The sequence below is a fragment of the Phenylobacterium aquaticum genome, assembly GCF_947378715.1.
Taxonomy (GTDB): Bacteria; Pseudomonadota; Alphaproteobacteria; order Caulobacterales; family Caulobacteraceae; genus Phenylobacterium; species Phenylobacterium aquaticum_A.
The window spans coordinates 1-16040 of record NZ_CANCLE010000090.1 but is presented as its reverse complement, the minus strand read 5'-3'; the positions used below and the strand labels follow the sequence as shown (position 1 = coordinate 16040).

The 16040-nt window shown below is 68.8% G+C and carries 17 protein-coding genes and 1 tRNA gene; 6 read left to right on the top strand and 12 right to left on the bottom strand.

Going from position 1 to position 16040, the window contains the following annotated elements:
• The 3 genes from Q7P21_RS12720 to Q7P21_RS12710 form a co-directional block, all read right to left on the bottom strand.
• The coding region (locus Q7P21_RS12720; RefSeq protein ID WP_304177353.1) for an acetyl/propionyl/methylcrotonyl-CoA carboxylase subunit alpha at positions 1-1310 on the bottom strand (1310 nt) is incomplete at its 3' end.
• A gap of 13 nt (positions 1311-1323) precedes the next feature.
• The gene (locus Q7P21_RS12715) at positions 1324-2589 is read right to left on the bottom strand and encodes a DUF3667 domain-containing protein (RefSeq protein WP_304166378.1); all 1266 of its coding nucleotides are present in this window, start codon (positions 2587-2589) and stop codon (positions 1324-1326) included.
• 19 nt (positions 2590-2608) lie between these two features.
• Positions 2609-3448 (bottom strand): enoyl-CoA hydratase-related protein, encoded by an 840-nt coding sequence (locus Q7P21_RS12710; RefSeq protein WP_304166380.1) that lies wholly within the window; start codon positions 3446-3448, stop codon positions 2609-2611.
• Positions 3449-3739: 291 nt separating this feature from the next.
• Between Q7P21_RS12710 and Q7P21_RS12705 the strand changes: the two genes are divergently transcribed.
• Positions 3740-3961: a hypothetical protein gene (locus tag Q7P21_RS12705; RefSeq protein ID WP_304166382.1), complete on the top strand. Its 222-nt coding sequence runs from the start codon at positions 3740-3742 to the stop codon at positions 3959-3961.
• A 1-nt stretch (position 3962) separates the two neighbouring features.
• Here Q7P21_RS12705 and Q7P21_RS12700 read toward each other — a convergent pair whose 3' ends face one another.
• Positions 3963-5570, bottom strand: coding sequence for a carboxyl transferase domain-containing protein (locus Q7P21_RS12700; protein ID WP_304166385.1), 1608 nt, complete (start codon positions 5568-5570; stop codon positions 3963-3965).
• 47 nt (positions 5571-5617) lie between these two features.
• Between Q7P21_RS12700 and Q7P21_RS12695 the strand changes: the two genes are divergently transcribed.
• The 3 genes from Q7P21_RS12695 (at position 5618) to Q7P21_RS12685 (ending at position 8801) form a co-directional block, all read left to right on the top strand.
• Positions 5618-7393 carry a patatin-like phospholipase family protein gene (locus Q7P21_RS12695; protein WP_304166387.1) on the top strand — a complete coding sequence of 592 codons (1776 nt, stop codon included), beginning with the start codon at positions 5618-5620 and terminating at the stop codon, positions 7391-7393.
• Between the two features lie 457 nt (positions 7394-7850).
• The gene (locus Q7P21_RS12690; protein ID WP_304166390.1) at positions 7851-8162 is read left to right on the top strand and encodes a hypothetical protein; all 312 of its coding nucleotides are present in this window, start codon (positions 7851-7853) and stop codon (positions 8160-8162) included.
• Between the two features lie 153 nt (positions 8163-8315).
• A complete protein-coding gene (locus tag Q7P21_RS12685; protein WP_304166393.1) occupies positions 8316-8801 on the top strand; it encodes a hypothetical protein in 486 nt (161 codons plus the stop codon).
• A gap of 132 nt (positions 8802-8933) precedes the next feature.
• Here Q7P21_RS12685 and Q7P21_RS12680 read toward each other — a convergent pair whose 3' ends face one another.
• From Q7P21_RS12680 to Q7P21_RS12655, 6 genes are all read right to left on the bottom strand, one after another.
• Positions 8934-9314: a DUF3574 domain-containing protein gene (locus Q7P21_RS12680; protein WP_304166396.1), complete on the bottom strand. Its 381-nt coding sequence runs from the start codon at positions 9312-9314 to the stop codon at positions 8934-8936.
• A gap of 20 nt (positions 9315-9334) precedes the next feature.
• The gene (locus Q7P21_RS12675) at positions 9335-10501 is read right to left on the bottom strand and encodes an isovaleryl-CoA dehydrogenase (RefSeq protein ID WP_304166399.1); all 1167 of its coding nucleotides are present in this window, start codon (positions 10499-10501) and stop codon (positions 9335-9337) included.
• A gap of 108 nt (positions 10502-10609) precedes the next feature.
• Complete coding sequence (locus Q7P21_RS12670) at positions 10610-12019, bottom strand: lysozyme (protein WP_304177352.1); 1410 nt, start codon at positions 12017-12019, stop codon at positions 10610-10612.
• A 67-nt stretch (positions 12020-12086) separates the two neighbouring features.
• The gene (mgtE, locus tag Q7P21_RS12665) at positions 12087-13517 is read right to left on the bottom strand and encodes a magnesium transporter (RefSeq protein WP_304166404.1); all 1431 of its coding nucleotides are present in this window, start codon (positions 13515-13517) and stop codon (positions 12087-12089) included.
• 62 nt (positions 13518-13579) lie between these two features.
• A tRNA-Leu gene (locus Q7P21_RS12660) sits at positions 13580-13664 on the bottom strand.
• A gap of 57 nt (positions 13665-13721) precedes the next feature.
• Positions 13722-14024 carry a FliM/FliN family flagellar motor switch protein gene (locus tag Q7P21_RS12655; protein ID WP_304166412.1) on the bottom strand — a complete coding sequence of 101 codons (303 nt, stop codon included), beginning with the start codon at positions 14022-14024 and terminating at the stop codon, positions 13722-13724.
• Positions 14025-14054: 30 nt separating this feature from the next.
• Between Q7P21_RS12655 and lipB the strand changes: the two genes are divergently transcribed.
• Positions 14055-14780, top strand: a complete 726-nt coding sequence (lipB, locus tag Q7P21_RS12650) for a lipoyl(octanoyl) transferase LipB (protein WP_304167163.1) — start codon at positions 14055-14057, stop codon at positions 14778-14780.
• Here lipB and Q7P21_RS12645 read toward each other — a convergent pair.
• A complete protein-coding gene (locus Q7P21_RS12645; protein WP_304177351.1) occupies positions 14777-15181 on the bottom strand; it encodes a DUF805 domain-containing protein in 405 nt (134 codons plus the stop codon). The genes lipB and Q7P21_RS12645 overlap by 4 nt on opposite strands.
• Positions 15182-15263: 82 nt before the next feature.
• On the opposite strand from Q7P21_RS12645, the gene Q7P21_RS12640 reads away from it, so the two are divergent.
• Entirely contained in the window at positions 15264-15743 is a 480-nt protein-coding gene (locus Q7P21_RS12640) for an FKBP-type peptidyl-prolyl cis-trans isomerase (protein WP_304177350.1), read from the top strand.
• A gap of 159 nt (positions 15744-15902) precedes the next feature.
• Here the strand turns inward: Q7P21_RS12640 and Q7P21_RS12635 are convergent.
• Positions 15903-16040 (bottom strand): biotin/lipoyl-containing protein (locus Q7P21_RS12635; protein WP_304177355.1); only part of this gene is annotated, 138 nt, incomplete at its 5' end.

Sequence of the window (16040 nt, the reverse complement as noted above, 5' to 3'; positions counted from 1 at the left end):
CCGGCGATAAAGTCGGGATGGTCCAGGCAGCGGGCCAGGAAGCCGGCATTGGTCTTGACCGGCCAGACCTCGACCTCGGCGCAGGCCTGGGCCAGGCGGTCGCTGGCCCCCTCGCGGGTGGGCGCGTGGGCGATCAGCTTGGCGATCATCGGGTCGTAGTGGGGCGAGACCGCGTCGCCCTCCTCAACAGCGCTGTCGACGCGGATTCCCTCAGGCATGCGGAAGTGCTCCAGCACCCCGATCGAGGGCAGGAAGCCGCCGGCCGGGTTCTCGGCATAGAGCCGGGCTTCCAGCGCATGGCCGCTGAGCACGATCTCGTCCTGGCGCAGCGGCAGGGCCTCGCCGGAGGCGACCCGGAACTGCCACTCGACCAGATCGACGCCCGTGACCGCCTCGGTGACCGGATGCTCCACCTGCAGGCGAGTGTTCATCTCCATGAACCAGATGCGGCCGGGCCTCAGGCCCTCGCTGGCGTCGGCGATGAACTCCACCGTGCCGGCGCCGCGATAGTTGACGGCCCTGGCCGCCTTGACCGCCGCGTCGGTGACGGCCTTCCGCGCCTCGGCGCTCATGCCCGGGGCCGGCGCCTCCTCGATGACCTTCTGGTGGCGGCGCTGCAGGGAACAGTCGCGCTCATAGAGGTGGACCACCTCGCCGAAGGAGTCGCCGAAGATCTGCACCTCGATATGGCGCGGACGAGTGACATATTTCTCGATCAGCACCCGGTCGTCGCCGAACGAGGCTGCGGCCTCGCGCTGGCAGGAGGCCAGGGCCTCGGCGAAGGCGGCGCCGGTCTCGACCTTGCGCATGCCCTTGCCGCCGCCGCCGGCCACGGCCTTGATCAGCACCGGATAGCCAATGGCGTCGGCCTCGGCCTGCAGCCGCGCCAGCGACTGGTCCTCGCCCAGATAGCCGGGCGTCACCGGCACGCCGGCTGCGATCATCAGTGACTTGGCGGCGTCCTTCAGCCCCATGGCCAGGATCGCCTGGGGCGGCGGCCCGATCCACACCAGGCCGGCGTCGATCACCGCCTGGGCGAAGGCGGCGTTCTCGGACAGGAAGCCATAGCCCGGATGGATGGCCTCGGCCCCGGTCGCCCGGGCGGCGGCGATGATCTTCTCGCCCAACAGATAGCTTTCGCGGGCGGCGGGCGGGCCGATCAGCACAGCCTGGTCGGCCTCGGCCACGTGCGGCGCCAGGGCGTCGGCCTCGGAATAGACGGCCACGGTGGCGATCCCCATCCGCCGCGCGGTGCGAAACACCCGGCGTGCGATCTCACCCCGGTTGGCGACAAGGACGGAGCTGATCACGCGCGGAGATTTCCTAGAGTTGGGCCAGGCTGAAGAACATCAGGCCGGAGAGCAGCAGGCTGAAGGCGAACACGCTGCTGAACCAGACAAACAGGGTCTTGAACAGCGCGCCCGGAATGCTGGAACCATAGCCCCCTCGCAGGGTCTGGAACAGGTTGATCGGGGTCCAGAATATCAGGATCAGGAACCAGAATCCCGCCGCCCAGGCCGGCAGGATGAAGCCCAGCGCATTGGTCAGGAAGGCGAAGGACAACAGGTTCGTCGCCACCAGCAGGTGGTCGTAGATGAAGTACTGGCGCTTGTTCACATAGACCAGCGCCAGGCTCAGCCCGATGATCGGCAGCAGCAGCACCGCCAGCCGGTGGGCCCAGCCGAACATCACCATGAAATAGTATTCGGGGTTGTCCAGGGCCTTGGCGAGCTGGGCCTTGAACCATTCCTTGTCATGGGGGCCCTCCCCCTTGCGCGGGGGTGAGGGCTTGAGTTTCACCCCGGCGATCTCGACCCCGAGCGTCGATTTTTCGCCCGCCACAGCGGCCGATTCGGCGTCATCGGTCATGCCACGCAGCTGGTCGGCGGCGCTCTTGCCGACATGCTCGCTGGCCTCCAGCGCCCGCTTGCCCGCTTCGGGATCGTGTTCCAGCAGGTCCGCCTTGGCCAGTTCGCGGGCGTACTGGGCCTGGATGAACTTCTGCGACGAGTCATGCTTGGCCAGCACCTTGGCCCGCGGCATGTCGCCGTCCTTCAGGTTCTCGTCGCGGGTCTCGTCCAAGGCCTTAAGCGCCGCGTCGCGCACGGTCGCGGCCATGGTCCGCATCCGCGCCGCCTCGGTCGTCCGCCCCTGCGGGGTCTGCAGGGCCTCGGCCCGCTTGCGCGCCACCTCCTGCGCCTGATGCTGCACGCCGTGGATCGCGTGTTCGGCCGCGAAGATGAACAGCAGCAGCGCCACCAGGAAGGTGCGGAATGGCGGCACGTGGCGCGCGATCCGGCCCTCCATATAGTCCTTGGCCAGCACCCCCGGCTTGAAGAACAGCAGCGGCACGGTGCGCGCCAGCCGGCCGTCGAGGTGGAACATCCCCTCGATGGCTTCCACGATCAGATGCAGCAGCGAGCGGTGGTGGGTGTCGCTGTTCTGGCCGCACTCATGGCAATAGTGGCCCTCCAGCGGCGTACCGCAGTTGGCGCAGGGCTCACCCTGGCGCGTGAAGGGCTCCGGCTTGCGCCGGAACAGCTCGCGGACCGAGTCCGCCGCCGCCACCTCGAGATCGGCCCCCGTCATGCGCCCCCGCCTGCTTGACCTATTGCGCCCAGCTGGGCTTGCGCTTCTCCAGGAAGGCGCGGACGCCCTCCTGGCCTTCCTCGCCGACCCGGGCGCGGGCGATCCGCTTGGCGGTTTCGTCCATCAGCCCATGGTCAATCGCCCGGAAGGCCACGTCATTGACCAGGGCCTTGGAGGCCGCGACCGCCCCGGGCGCACAGGCCATCATCTCACCAGCGATCGTCTCGCAGGCCGCAGCCAGGCCCGCCGTGTCGGGGACCACCTGGGTGATCAGCCCGATCTTCTCGGCATGGGCGGCGTCGAACACTCGCCCCGTGGCGAACAGGCCGCGCGCCGCGCGCGGGCCGATGGCGCCCACCACATAGGGGCTGATGGTCGCCGCGATCAGGCCCAGCCGCACCTCGGAGAAGCTGAAGGTCGCGGCTTCCGTCGCCACCGCCAGATCGCAGGCCGCCGCCAGGCCGGCGCCGCCGCCATAGGCCCCGCCCTCGATCACCGCCACGGTCAGCGCCGGGATGTCCCACAGGGCCTTGAACATCTTGGCCATCTGCAGGGCGTCGTCGCGGTTGTCGGCTTCGGTGTGCCCGGCCGCCGCCTTCATCCAGTCGAGATCAGCGCCCGCGCAGAACGTCGCGCCGGCGCCGCGGATGAACACCACCCGCACATGCTCCGACCCGTGCAGGGTCAGGAACGCCTCATGCAGGGCGGCGATCAGGGCGGCGTTGAAGGCGTTGCGGCGCTCGGGCCGGTTAAGGGTCAGCTCCACCACGCCCTCGGAGGTGGCCGCGATCTGGACCAGGGGCGAATGGGCGTCCGAATCGACGCCCTCGACCAGGGCGTCGGCGATGGGGTTGGGCATGACAGGCCTCACGAAGAACGATGGCGTCCCAGATAGACCGGAAGCGACGCGCTGCACATGGGTCGCGCGTAAAACTCGCCTGTGACGGGGGTCAAGACCTGGATCCAGAACCCGCCCCACCAAATGCGCCTTGACCTTTGGGTGCGCGATACTGTTAACGAGCGCCCACTGTCAGTGCTGCGCGCCCGAATCGTCGGCGCCTCGCGAACTCCTCCTCCCCGGTGGGATCGTTCGCCGTTCTTGTTGAACCGATCGCTGGTCGCGCCGCGCGGCCGATATGAGGATGTCACCATGCGTCTCGTGATGGACCGCAACGGCTCGATCGCTCCGAGCCTGACCCAGCTGATCACCGTCACGGGCCGCCCGACCGGCGCAGCAGGCCGTCGCGCCGTCCAACTTGATCAGCAGCGTCGCAAGACCGCCCGCATCGCCCTGGTCATGGGCGTCGTGGCCTGCGCCGCGAGCCTCGGCGTCCTGGTTGGCGAACTGGCCCGCGGCGGCTTCGGCGGCTGAGCTACATCCGGAAGACGCCGAACCGCGTCTCCGGGATCGGGGCGTTCAGCGCCGCCGAGATCGACAATCCCAATACATCGCGGGTCTGGGCCGGATCGATGATCCCGTCGTCCCACAGGTGGCCGGTGGCGAAATAGGGATTGCCCTCGTCCTCGTACTTCTGGCGCACCGGAGCCTTGAAGGCCTCTTCCTCGGCCGGCGTCCATTTGGCCGCGTCGCGGTGAACCGTGGCCAGCACGCTGGCGGCCTGTTCCCCGCCCATCACGCTGATCCGGCTGTTGGGCCAGGTCCACAGGAAGCGGGGCGAATAGGCCCGGCCGCACATGCCGTAATTGCCCGCCCCGAACGAGCCGCCGATCAGCACGGTGAACTTGGGAACCTCAGCCGAGGCCACCGCCGTCACCAACTTGGCGCCGTCCTTGGCTATGCCGCCGGCCTCGTATTTCCCACCGACCATGAAGCCTGAGATGTTCTGCAGGAACACCAGCGGAATCCTGCGCTTGCAGGCCAGTTCTATGAAGTGAGCGCCCTTCAGCGCGCTCTCCGAGAACAGCACGCCGTTATTGGCGAGGATCGCCACCGGCTGGCCCCAGATCCGCGCGAAGCCGGTGACCAGGGTCGTGCCGTACAGCGCCTTGAACTCGTCGAACCGCGAGCCATCGACGATCCGGGCGATGACTTCGCGCACGTCATAGGGCGCGCGCACGTCCGACGGCACGACACCGTAGAGCTCCTGCGGATCGAACAGCGGCGCCTCGGGCTCGGCCAGGTCCAGCTCGACCGCCTTGACCGTATTCAGATTGGCGACGATGGACCGGACGATCTGCAGGGCGTGCTCGTCATCGGTGGCCACATGGTCGACCACGCCGGATCTGCGGCCGTGCACGTCGGCCCCGCCGAGGTCGGTGGCGCTGATCACCTCGCCGGTCGCCGCCTTCACCAGGGGCGGACCGCCCAGGAAGATGGTGCCCTGGCTCTCCTCGCCCGCCCCGCGCACGATCACCGTCTCGTCCGACATGGCCGGCACATAGGCCCCGCCCGCCGTGCAGGAGCCCATCACGCAGGCGATCTGGGCTATGCCTTCGGCGCTCATCCGCGCCTGGTTGAAGAAGATGCGGCCGAAATGCTCGCGGTCGGGAAACACCTCGGCCTGGTGCGGCAGGTTCGCCCCGCCTGAGTCCACCAGATAGATGCAGGGCAGCCGATTTTGCTGGGCGATCTCCTGGGCGCGCAGATGCTTCTTCACCGTCAACGGAAAATAGGCCCCGCCCTTCACCGTGGCGTCATTGGCCACGATCATCACCTCACGGCCCGAAACCCGGCCGATGCCGGTGATCACGCCGGCGCCCGGCGCCTCGTCGCCATAGAGGCCGTGAGCGGCCAGTCCGGCCACCTCCAGGAATGGCGCGCCGGGATCCAGCAGCCGCATGACCCGATCCCGGGGCAGCAGCTTGCCGCGCGACACATGGCGTTTGCGTGAGTCTTCCGGCCCCCCCAGGGCGGCCAGGGCGGCGCGCTCGCGCAATTGGTCGGCCAGGGCGCGGTTGACCTTCTCATTGGCCAGATAAGCGTCGCTGCGGGGCTGGATGGCGGTCTTGATGACGGGCATGGCCAAGGCATAGCCGGGCGGAGCGGCGCAGGCTAGGTTCCGTAGCCGTGGCGAACCTTCCGGACATTCCCGACGATTCGGCCCTGGCCCGCCTGTTCGAGGATGAGCGGGCCCAGGGCGAGGCGGCCTGGTTTTCCCTGCCGGGCGGCGCGACCCTCTATGACGCCGGCGAGCCTTCCGACCATCTCTACTTCGTCCGCGCCGGCCGCCTGGGCGCCTTTCGCGGCGAGGAAGGCCAGGAGAAGCAGTTCCTGGGGGTGATCCGACCGGGTGAACCGGCCGGCGAAATGGCCCTGGTCGCCGGGGTTCCGCACTCCGGCCACGTCGTCGCCCTGCGCGATTCCGAGATCTTCTCCCTGCCCCGCGACGTGTTCTTCGAGGCCTGCGAGTCCGACCCGGCGGTGATGACCGAACTGGCCCGCCTGATGATCCTGCGCAGCCGCCAGGCCGCCACAAAGGCCTCTGTGGGCGAACCCTCGGTCTATGGCTTCATCGGGGTCGGCGAACCCACCCCGATCCGACCCCTGGTCGACCGCATCGCCCGCGAGATCGGCAAGCTCGGCTACATGGTCACGGTCCTGGGCGTCGAGGCCCAGCACGCCCCCACCGAATGGTTCTCCGACGTCGAGCGGGAATATGACTTCGTGCTCTACGCCGCCGAGACCCCGGAGCTCGGCTGGCGGCAGGTGGTGTCGCGCCAGGTCGACCGGCTGTTCCGGGTCGGGCGCGGCGACTTTCCGCCGCCGCCTGGCGGGGTGCTGACCGGCAACGACCCCCTCCAGGCCCAGAACCTGGCCGACCTGATCCTGGTCCAGAAGCGCGACTGCATCCGGCCCACCGGCTCCGAGGCCTGGATGGACGCCGCCCAGCCGGCCCGTCTGTTCCACCTGCGCCGCGACAATTCAGAGGACTTCAAGCGTATCGCCCGCACCCTGGCCGGCCAGTCGGTGGGCCTGGTGCTGTCAGGCGGCGGCGCGCGGGCCTATGCCCATGTCGGCGCCATCCGGGCCTTGCGCGAGCGCGGCGTGCCCATCGATTTTGTGGCCGGAGTCTCCATGGGCGCGGTGATCGCCGCCGGGGTCGCCATGGGCTGGGACGGTCCGGAGATGGACCACCGCATCCAGGACGCCTTCGTCAACACCAGCCCGCTCGACGACATCGCCATCCCGATCCTGGCCATGACCCTGGGCATCAAGGTCCGCGAGCGGCTGGCCACCCATTTCGGCGACGTCGAGATCTCCGACCTCTGGCTGCCCTTCTTCTGCGTCTCCACCAACCTGACCAAGGGCGCCTATCAGGTTCACCGCCGGGGTCTGCTGCGCGACGCCCTGCGGGCCAGCATCTCCCTGCCCGGCGTCATGCCCCCGGCGATCGACCACAATGACGTGCTGGTCGACGGCGCGGTGCTGAAGAACTTCCCCGCCGACGTGCTGCGCGTCTACCACATCGGCCCCATCGTCGGCGTCGACGTCACCCGGGGCCGCTCGATCACCGCCGACGACGTGGCGCGCCCGGCCTCGGTCTGGCGCTGGATTTTCTCCGGCCAGTGGCGCAAGGGCCCACCGATCGTCTCACTCCTGATGCGGGCCGCCACCGTCTCCTCCTGGCGTGACCACGTGGCCGCCCGTGACGCCACCGACGTGCTGGTCGCCCCCGAGGTGACCGGTGTCGAGATCCGCGACTGGGACGCCTATTCGCCCGCCGTGGCCGATGGCTATCAGGCGATGATCGAGGCGCTCGACAAGCTCAAGCGGCCGGTCACCGAGCTGCGCCGTCGCCGGGGCCGCCGCGATCCGGCGCCTGCCGGCGTGGCGGTTCGCTGAAACTCACCCCGCGACCGACAACCGCATTTGCCAGCTGCGCAAAGCGGGCACATAGTCGGGGTCCTGTCTCAACAGCTGAAAGGAGGTGACCCAGTGTCTCATTGTCTTCATCCGCAAGTGGAAACCGTGATCTGGGCCTCCGTTACCGAGGCGAAAGCCTAGAACGTCTTCCGAAAGGTGCGACGCGCCTTTCGGATTCAAAGACGCTCTAACTATTTGCTTTAGAACCCTTTTTATCCGATCCGATGGATCGAAAGGGGCTCTCGGGGCGACGGATTACGGGACCGCCAGGCGGTCCGACAATGGAAGGGCCGGCCCCGACAATGGGCCGGCCCTTCGCATGTCCAGGCGCCGCTCTCGGGGGCTCTGGCATGCTGAATTTCCGCTAACATCGTTTGCAAACAAAGCCTTATCGACGACCGTGCCATTCTGCGGCTCCAAACTGACGGAGACACGCATGGACGTCGTCAACGGATTCAGGTGCCGCGGCGCCACAGACCGCGAATACGCCAAGCAAGGCATCGACCCGGCCAAGCCCGAGGACGGGGCCAATGGCGGCAATCTCAAGAAGCAGACCGAGGTGGTCGCCAAGGCCACGGCCGACGCCATCCGACTGAGCGCCGAGGCCACCGCGTCCCGCGAACAGGCCCAGGCGCGCGCCCAGGCCCTGCTTCAGGCTCAGACCCAGTCCGGCGGCTCCACGCCGCCGCCGGCCCCGCCCAAGGACCGCGTCCAGGCGGCCGGCGACGTCGTCAACGTCAGCGCCTGATCTTCGCGCCGACCAGGCCTTGAGGCCCGCCTGGCGTCCCCCCGCGCCGGGCGGGTCTCGGCCAAATCTCAGGCTCAGGTGCAACCCTTTGCCCCCTCTCGCGCGTTTGACTCCCCAGAGCCGCCCCCATGGCTCGTGGAATTGGAGCTTCAAATGCGCAAGACCATCACGCTCGCGGCGGCCGCCGCCACCGCCCTCCTCGCCTTCGGCGCGACCGCCAACGCCCAGCTCATCGGCGGCTCGGCCGGCGGCGGACTGACAGGCGGCCTGACCGGCTCCGCCCCCCTGGGCGGCGTCACCGGCGATCTCACCGGCTCGGCCACGGGCCAGGTGTCCGGCGATACCTCCAGCGTCACCGCCCCGGTGACCGGCGCCGCCACGACCGCGACCGGGACCGCCGCCACCACGGCCGGCAAGACCCGCCATGTCGCCCACAGGGCCAAGACCACCGCGACCGCCACCGCCACGGGCGCGACGGACGCCGCGGTCAACACCTCGGCCAAGGCCGCCACCGCCCTGCCGTCCAGCGTCAGCGCGGGCGTCGCGACCGATAGCTCAGCCAAGGCCTCGACGCCCAAGGCGGACGCTTCCGTCGGCGCGGGCGTCTCGGCTCAGACCTCGGTCAACCGTCCTCACTGACCTCGCGAGCCCAGGGACGGGCGCTGACGGTCAGGCCGCGTCTGGAGAGGCTCCTAGGAGCCGCGACTGACCTGTCAGCGGGAAGGCCGCCGGGTCCCCCCGGCGGCCTTTCACCGGTTCGGGCGCCGCGCGTCAGAAGCCGGCGCAGACCGGCTGGCTGAGGATCATCACCGACTCCTGGCGGAAGCGGGCCTTGTAGGCCGCCCGCACCGCCTCGAGCTTGGCGTCGGCCCCCGCCGCTTTGGCCGCCAGGACCAGCAGCACCAGCTTGGACGCCTCGCGTTCCGGCGTCGCCGCCGCGCCCCGCCACTGGCCCTGGGCGTCGATCACCGTCAGGCCGTCGGGAAAGCGCGGCGTCAGCTCGGCGTCGACAAAGGCCCGGAAGTCCGCCTCCGACACCCCCGGCTGGCCGGCGATATTGCGCCCGAACACCAGCCGGACCTCCCGCGCGCCGGCCTGCCCCGCCGGACAGGCCAAGGGCAGGCCCGCGCAACCGCCCAGCGCCATCGCCATCGCGAGGGCGCCCAGCCGCCTCACGCTCCGATCAACTCGCGGCCGATCAGATAGCGGCGGATCTCATTGGTCCCCGCCCCGATGTCATAGAGCTTGGCGTCGCGCAGCAGGCGCTCGACCGGGAAATCCTTGGTGTAGCCCGCCCCACCCAGGGCCTGGATGGCCTCCGCCGCGCATTTCACCGCGTTCTCAGAGGCCATCAGGATCGCGCCGGCCGCATCGAACCGCGTGGTGCGCCCGGCGTCGCAGGCCCGCGCCACGGCATAGACGTAGGCCCGCGACGAATTCAGCGCGACATACATGTCGGCGATCTTGCCCTGCATCAGCTGGAAGGAGCCGATCGGCTTGCCGAACTGCTTGCGGTCGCGGACATAGGGCAGGACCACGTCGATACAGGCCTGCATGATCCCCAGCGGCCCGGCCGACAGCACGGCGCGCTCGTAGTCGAGCCCGCTCATCAACACGCCGACCCCGCCGTTCATCGGCCCCATGACGTTCTCTTCCGGGACCTCGCAGTCCTCGAACACCAGCTCGGCCGTGTCGGAGCCGCGCATGCCCATCTTGTCGAGCTTGGGACTGACGGTGAAACCCTTGAAGCCCTTCTCGATCAGGAAGGCGGTGATGCCCTTGCCCCCCTCCTCCGGCGCGGTCTTGGCATAGACCACCAGTACGTCGGCGTGCGGGGCGTTGGTGATCCAGAACTTGGTCCCGTTCAGCACGAAGCGGTCGCCGCGCCGTTCGGCCTTCAGCCGCATGGAGACCACGTCGGAGCCGGATCCGGCCTCGCTCATGGCCAGCGACCCCACATGCTCGCCGCTGATCAGGCCGGGCAGATAGCGACGCTTCTGCTCTTCCGAGCCCCAGCGGCGCAGCTGGTTCACGCAGAGATTGGAGTGGGCCCCATAGCTGAGCCCTACGGAGGCGGAGGCGCGGCTGATCTCCTCCATCGCCACCACGTGGTCGAGATAGCCCAGGCCCAGCCCGCCATACTCCTCCTCGACCGTGATCCCGTGCAGGCCCAGCTCGCCCATCTGGGGCCACAGCTGGCGCGGAAAGAGATTGCTCGCGTCGATCTCGGCGGCGATGGGGGCGATGCGGTCGGCGGCGAAGCGCGCCGTGGTCTCGCGGATGGCGTCAGCGGTCTCGCCCAGGGCGAAGTCCAGCGAAGGTCCAGAATTCGGGATCATCCGCCACGACTAGCACCAACCCAAACGCCTCGCGAGAGGGTCCGGAAACGACGAAGGGGCCCGCCGTGCGGCGAGCCCCTTCCCAAGTCCCCCCAGACCTGGCGTCGATCAGTGATCCTGGTCGCCGTCTTCGTCTTCGGTCAGTTCGGCGTGGCCGAGGCGACCCAGCATCAGATAGGCGGCGACACCGAAGAAGCCGATGCCGGCGATCCCCGCCATCCAGCCCACGGTCATCGGGTTGAACAGTCCGCCGTCCACGTCGGGACGGACATTGGCCGCCCAGAACAGGCCACCGGCGAAGAAGGCCAGGCCGGTGATCGCCAGGGCCAGCAAGGGCAGCAGGCTGAGCTTCGGCTGCTCCGCCGACAGGTCCTCGAAGGCCGGATCGAAATCCAGCTCCGTATCGTCGATCAGGATCCGGCGGGCCGGGGCCTGGGCGCGCGGCGGCTCCGGCTGGGCCAGCTCGTCATTGGCGAAGGCCGGGCGCGGATCGAACAGGCTGGGGCCGGACTCGTTGGCCGCAGTCGGCAACTCCATGCGGGTCGGCGCGACCTGCGGGGCGTCCATCTCCGGTTCCGGCGGGGTCAGGGTGAAGACCCGGTCGCCCGAGGCCAGGGCCATCGGCGCCAGCGGCGGCGCGAAGGACTCCGGCGCAGGCGGCGCGGCGATCACCAGCGGAACCGGCGCGGGTTCGGGCTCTGGCGCAACGACCAGCGTCTCGACCGGCGAGGGCGCCGGGGACGGCACTGGGACCGGCGCGGGCTCGACCGCCACAGGGATGACCGCCACAGGCACGACCGGCTCGACAGCGACCGGCGCCGGATCCTCACGGAAGATGGTCGACAGGCGCGAGGTGACGGCCGCTGCGGCCGTCTGGGTGGGGCTCGGCCCCTCCTCGTCCGGAACCACCGGCAGGATCGGTGTGACGACCTCGCGGACCATGGTGGCTTCAGGGCCATCCATGGAGGCCTTCAGCACGGTCGGCGTCTCGCGCGGCACGGCGCCGGAGGCGTCCATGTCGACATTGGGCCGCAGGATCGGTGACGGCACCGGGATCCAGCCGTGGGTCGGGGTCAGAAACAGGGTCTTCTCGGCTGAGCGGCGACGGACCAGGGCGTCGATCACGATCCGCTCGCCCTCGAAGTCGGCCTTGCGCCACAGCTCCATGGCGCAGGCGGCCTGCAGCAGCTGGCCCTCATTGACCCGACGCAGCACCGAGGAACGACGGAAGTTGTCGATCCCGATGTTGAACGCGAAGGCGCAGAGCGCATCGAACTGGTTCTGGGTCAGCGGCGTGTAGGTCCACTCATTGACCGAGTGGGAAACCGCGATGAGGTCGTACATCAGGAGCGCCTCGGCGTCCTTTTCCGAGACTTCCGCGCCCTCCCGGGCGGTCAGGGTATGGCCGTAGCCGATCGTCCAGCGGCCATCGGGCAGCCGGGCGGACTTCCTGCGATAGCCTTCGAACCTCTTGATCAGTTCGATGGCGGCTCTGGAGACCTGATGACGCGGTTTCATGCCCAGTTGACCCATATTGAGACAAGGACGCGTACGTCCTGACCTCTATGGGCAAGATAGGGGCCGATTACAGCAGGATTAGGCTGGCGATCCCGAGAAGGGCCAAGAAACCCATGAAATCGGTCGCGAAGGTGACAAGCACCGACGAAGATACGGCAGGATCACGCCCCAGCCGCTCCAGCACGATCGGGGCCAGGATCCCGGCCAGGGCCGCCACGAACAGATTGGCGATGATCGCCAGGCCCATGGTCCAGGCCAGCCTGGCGTCATGATACCAGGCCAGCACGGCCAGCCCCATGACCAGGGCCAGCACCAGGCCGTTCAACAGGCCCACGATCAGCTCGCGCCAGATGATCCGCGCCGCATTGGCGGCGTTCAGCTCGCGGCTCGCCAGGGCGCGCACCGCGACGGTGAGCGCCTGGGTCCCCGCGTTGCCGCCCAGGGATGAGACGATCGGCATCAGCACCGCCAGCGCGATGACCTTGGCGATGGTGTCCTGGAACACGCCGACCACGCTGACCGCCAGGGTCTCGGTGGCCAGGTTGATCACCAGCCAGGGCAGGCGCGACTTGACGATGCCGACCACGTCGGCGTCGCGACCGGCGTCCGACACCCCGGCCAGAGCCAGTATGTCTTCTTCGCTCTCTTCCTGGATGACGCCGACGATGTCATCGACGGTGATCTGGCCAACCAGCCGCCCGCCCGGCTCGACCACCGGAGCGGAGATCAGGTGGTACTTGTTGAAGATGTAGGCGACCTCTTCCTGGTCCATATCGACCGGGATCTCGGTGATCGCCTCCATGATCTGGGCCAGCGGCGTCTCGCGCTTGGTCCTCAGCAGGTGGCTGACCGGAATGGCGCCCACGGGAATGTGGCTCGGGTCGACCACATAGACGTCGAAGAACAGCTCCGGCATCGCGTCGCCCTCGCGACGGAAGTGGTCGATCGTCTGGCCCACGGTCCAGAACTGCGGCGCCCAGACCACCTCGCGCTGCATCAGGCGCCCGGCGGTCTCCTCCTCATAGCCCAGCGAGGTCTCAATCGCGGCGCGCTCGCCTTCCGGCATGGCCGCCAGCACCTGGGCGCGCTTGTCGTCCTCCAGGTCCTCGACCACGTCGACGGCGTCGTCGGAGTCCATCTCGCCCAGGGCCTTGGCGAGGATCGCCGCCGGCACGTGTTCGAGGACGTCCTCGCGGATTTCGGGGTCCAGTTCGGACAGCACCTCGGCCAGGGCCTCGGGGTCCAGGTGGGCGATCACCTCTTCGCGGTCGCCCGACGATAGGAAGCCCATCAGGTCGGCGACGTCGGCGGGCCGCAGGGCGCCGAGCAGTTCGCTCAGCCGCTCCGCGTCGCCGCGATCCAGTGCGTCGGCGACAATGGCCACATAGTCGGGGTTTAGGGCGTAGTCCTCGCCCAGGGCGAGGTCTTCAAGGTCTTCCTCGGCTTCCGGCGGGATTTGATCCTTGGCTTCGGTCAGGTCGGCCGTTTCGCGGCTCATGCGGACCTCCCTCAGCTTCGGATCGATATCTGCTTTCAGCCTCGGGAAAGACCCTGATTCACTGGTGCGGTCGAGAAGACTCGAACTTCCACGGGTTGCCCCACAGCGACCTCAACGCTGCGCGTCTACCAATTCCGCCACGACCGCGCGTGGTGAGGCGCGGGGGTAGCAAACCCCCACGCCGGGCGCAAGCGCTCTGGAGAATTAGGCGTAACCGCCGGCCATGTAGTCATAGACATTGGCGGCGCGGGTGACGGCGATGGAGATGCGATCGTCGTTGATCTGGATTTCGCCGCGCGCCACCGGATGGTTGTTGGCCAGGATCCAGACTTCCTCATTGACCGTGGCGTCCAGGGGAATCACCGCGCCCCGACCCATGCGCAACAGCTGTTGCATGGGGAGTACCGATCGGCCGAGAACGACAGCGATCTCGACATTGACGGCGTTGACCTGACCCAAGACGCGATACCTCAACCCTACTGACGAACCAGGGCGCCCATGGCGCACCGCCGACTGAAGGGCCACATTGCGACCGACATGCTTGACCGCTCGTTAAATCCCGACGCCTCGGCGGCGATATTCCCCCGGACCGACGCCGCGCTCTGCGGCTGGGCGGTCTCGTCGCGGCCTGTGGACTACCCGGCCGCCGTCGCCGCCATGGAGGCCCGCGCCCTGGCCATTTCCGAGGGCCGCGCGGGCGAGCTGGTCTGGCTGCTGGAGCACCCGCCCCTATACACGGCCGGGGTTTCCGCCAAGCCCGGCGACCTGCTGGCTCCCGACCGCTTCCCGGTGTTCCATACGGCGCGCGGCGGCCAGTTCACCTATCACGGCCCCGGCCAGCGGGTGGCCTATGTGATGCTCGACCTCACGCGACGTGAGCGCGACGTGCGCGCCTTCGTCGCGGCGCTGGAGGCCTGGATCATCGGGGCGCTCGCCCGCTTCAATGTGGAAGGCGCGATTCGCGACGGCCGGGTCGGGGTCTGGGTCGAACGCCGGGTCCCAGGCGCCCCGCCCCGCGAGGACAAGATCGCCGCCATCGGGGTCAAGCTGCGCAAGTGGGTGTCGTTCCACGGCATATCGCTGAACGTCGAGCCGGACCTCTCCCACTTCGACGGCATAGTGCCCTGCGGCATCACCGACCACGGGGTCACCAGCCTGGTCGACCTCGGCCTCCCCGTCACCCTCGACGACGCCGACGCGGCCCTCAAGGCCAGCTTCGAACTGGTGTTCGGCCCCACGGTCGAGACCGATCCGCCGGTCTAGGCCGCCAGGGGCCGCAGCGGGTTCACGCCGAATCGGTTCGCGCCCAGTTCGCCCGGCATGACGCCCAGTTCGACCACCGCCCAGATCATCACCACCGCAAACGCCGCCCCGAACAGCCCGCCGGCCTGTTGCCAGAGCGCCGCCAGCGAAAACAGAATCAGCGCCGCGAACCAGCCGGTGCGCCCGCGATCGTGCAGCCGCTTGGACAGCACGCAGGCGCCGCAATAGATCAGGGCCGGATAGATGAACCAGCCGGTCAGCCAGTGCAGGGTGGCGCCGACACTGGCCTCATAGATCGCGCCAACCGTGAACAGGATCGCGCTGGCGATCAGGAACGGCGTCCGCGACAGCCGCCCGGTGGCGGTGAAGAACAGCTCTCCCCACGCGATCTGGCCGTTCATGACGCCTCCATCGGACTCGCGGGCACAATATAGTAGGCTCCGTCATTCCACCAATCGGCCGTCACGGCCGGGAGCGTATCCGATGAACAAGCTGGCCCTGGCCTTAGCCGCCCTGATCGCCGCCGCCCCTGGGCTCGCCGGCGCCGACGCCCTGGCCGACAATGCGGCTTTCCTGGCCGCCAACGCCAAGGCGGCCGGCGTCGTCAGCCTGCCGGCCATCCAGTACAAGGTGTTGAAGTCCGGCCCCACCGACGGCCCGCACCCCACCCGGGCCAGCACCATCAGGGTGAAGTACGAAGGCCGCCTGCTGGACGGCAAGGTGTTCAACACCTCTCAGGAGGTCAGCCCGACCGACGGGATCGCCACCTTCGAACTCGGCAAGCTGATCCCCGGCTGGGTCGCCCTGCTGCGCCTCATGCGCCCCGGCGACGTCTGGGAAGCCTACCTCCCTCCCGAATTCGCCTATGGCCACCCCGGCAAGGAAACCATCCCCCCCGACGCCCTGCTGGTCTTCAAGATCGAGTTGGTGGGGTTGGGCGAGACGCCCGTCCCGAAACCCTAGGTCCGTGCTGCTCCCCCGCTGGGGGAGCTGTCGGCGAAGCCGGCTGAGGGGGCCGGCCCGAAGGGACGGATACCGTCCCTCAGCCCCAACCGCCCTCTAGCGAGGGCGCTCCCCCAGGCCTCCGGGCCAGCACCCCCAGCGGGGAGCAGCCCGCCAGTCTCACCCGAACTCGACCAGAACCTCGTCGGCCGCGACCGAGTCCCCGGCCTTGGCGCCAACCGCCTTCACCACCCCGTCGCGCTCGGCGCGGATGATGTTCTGCATCTTCATGGCCTCGACGATGGCCACCTGCTCGCC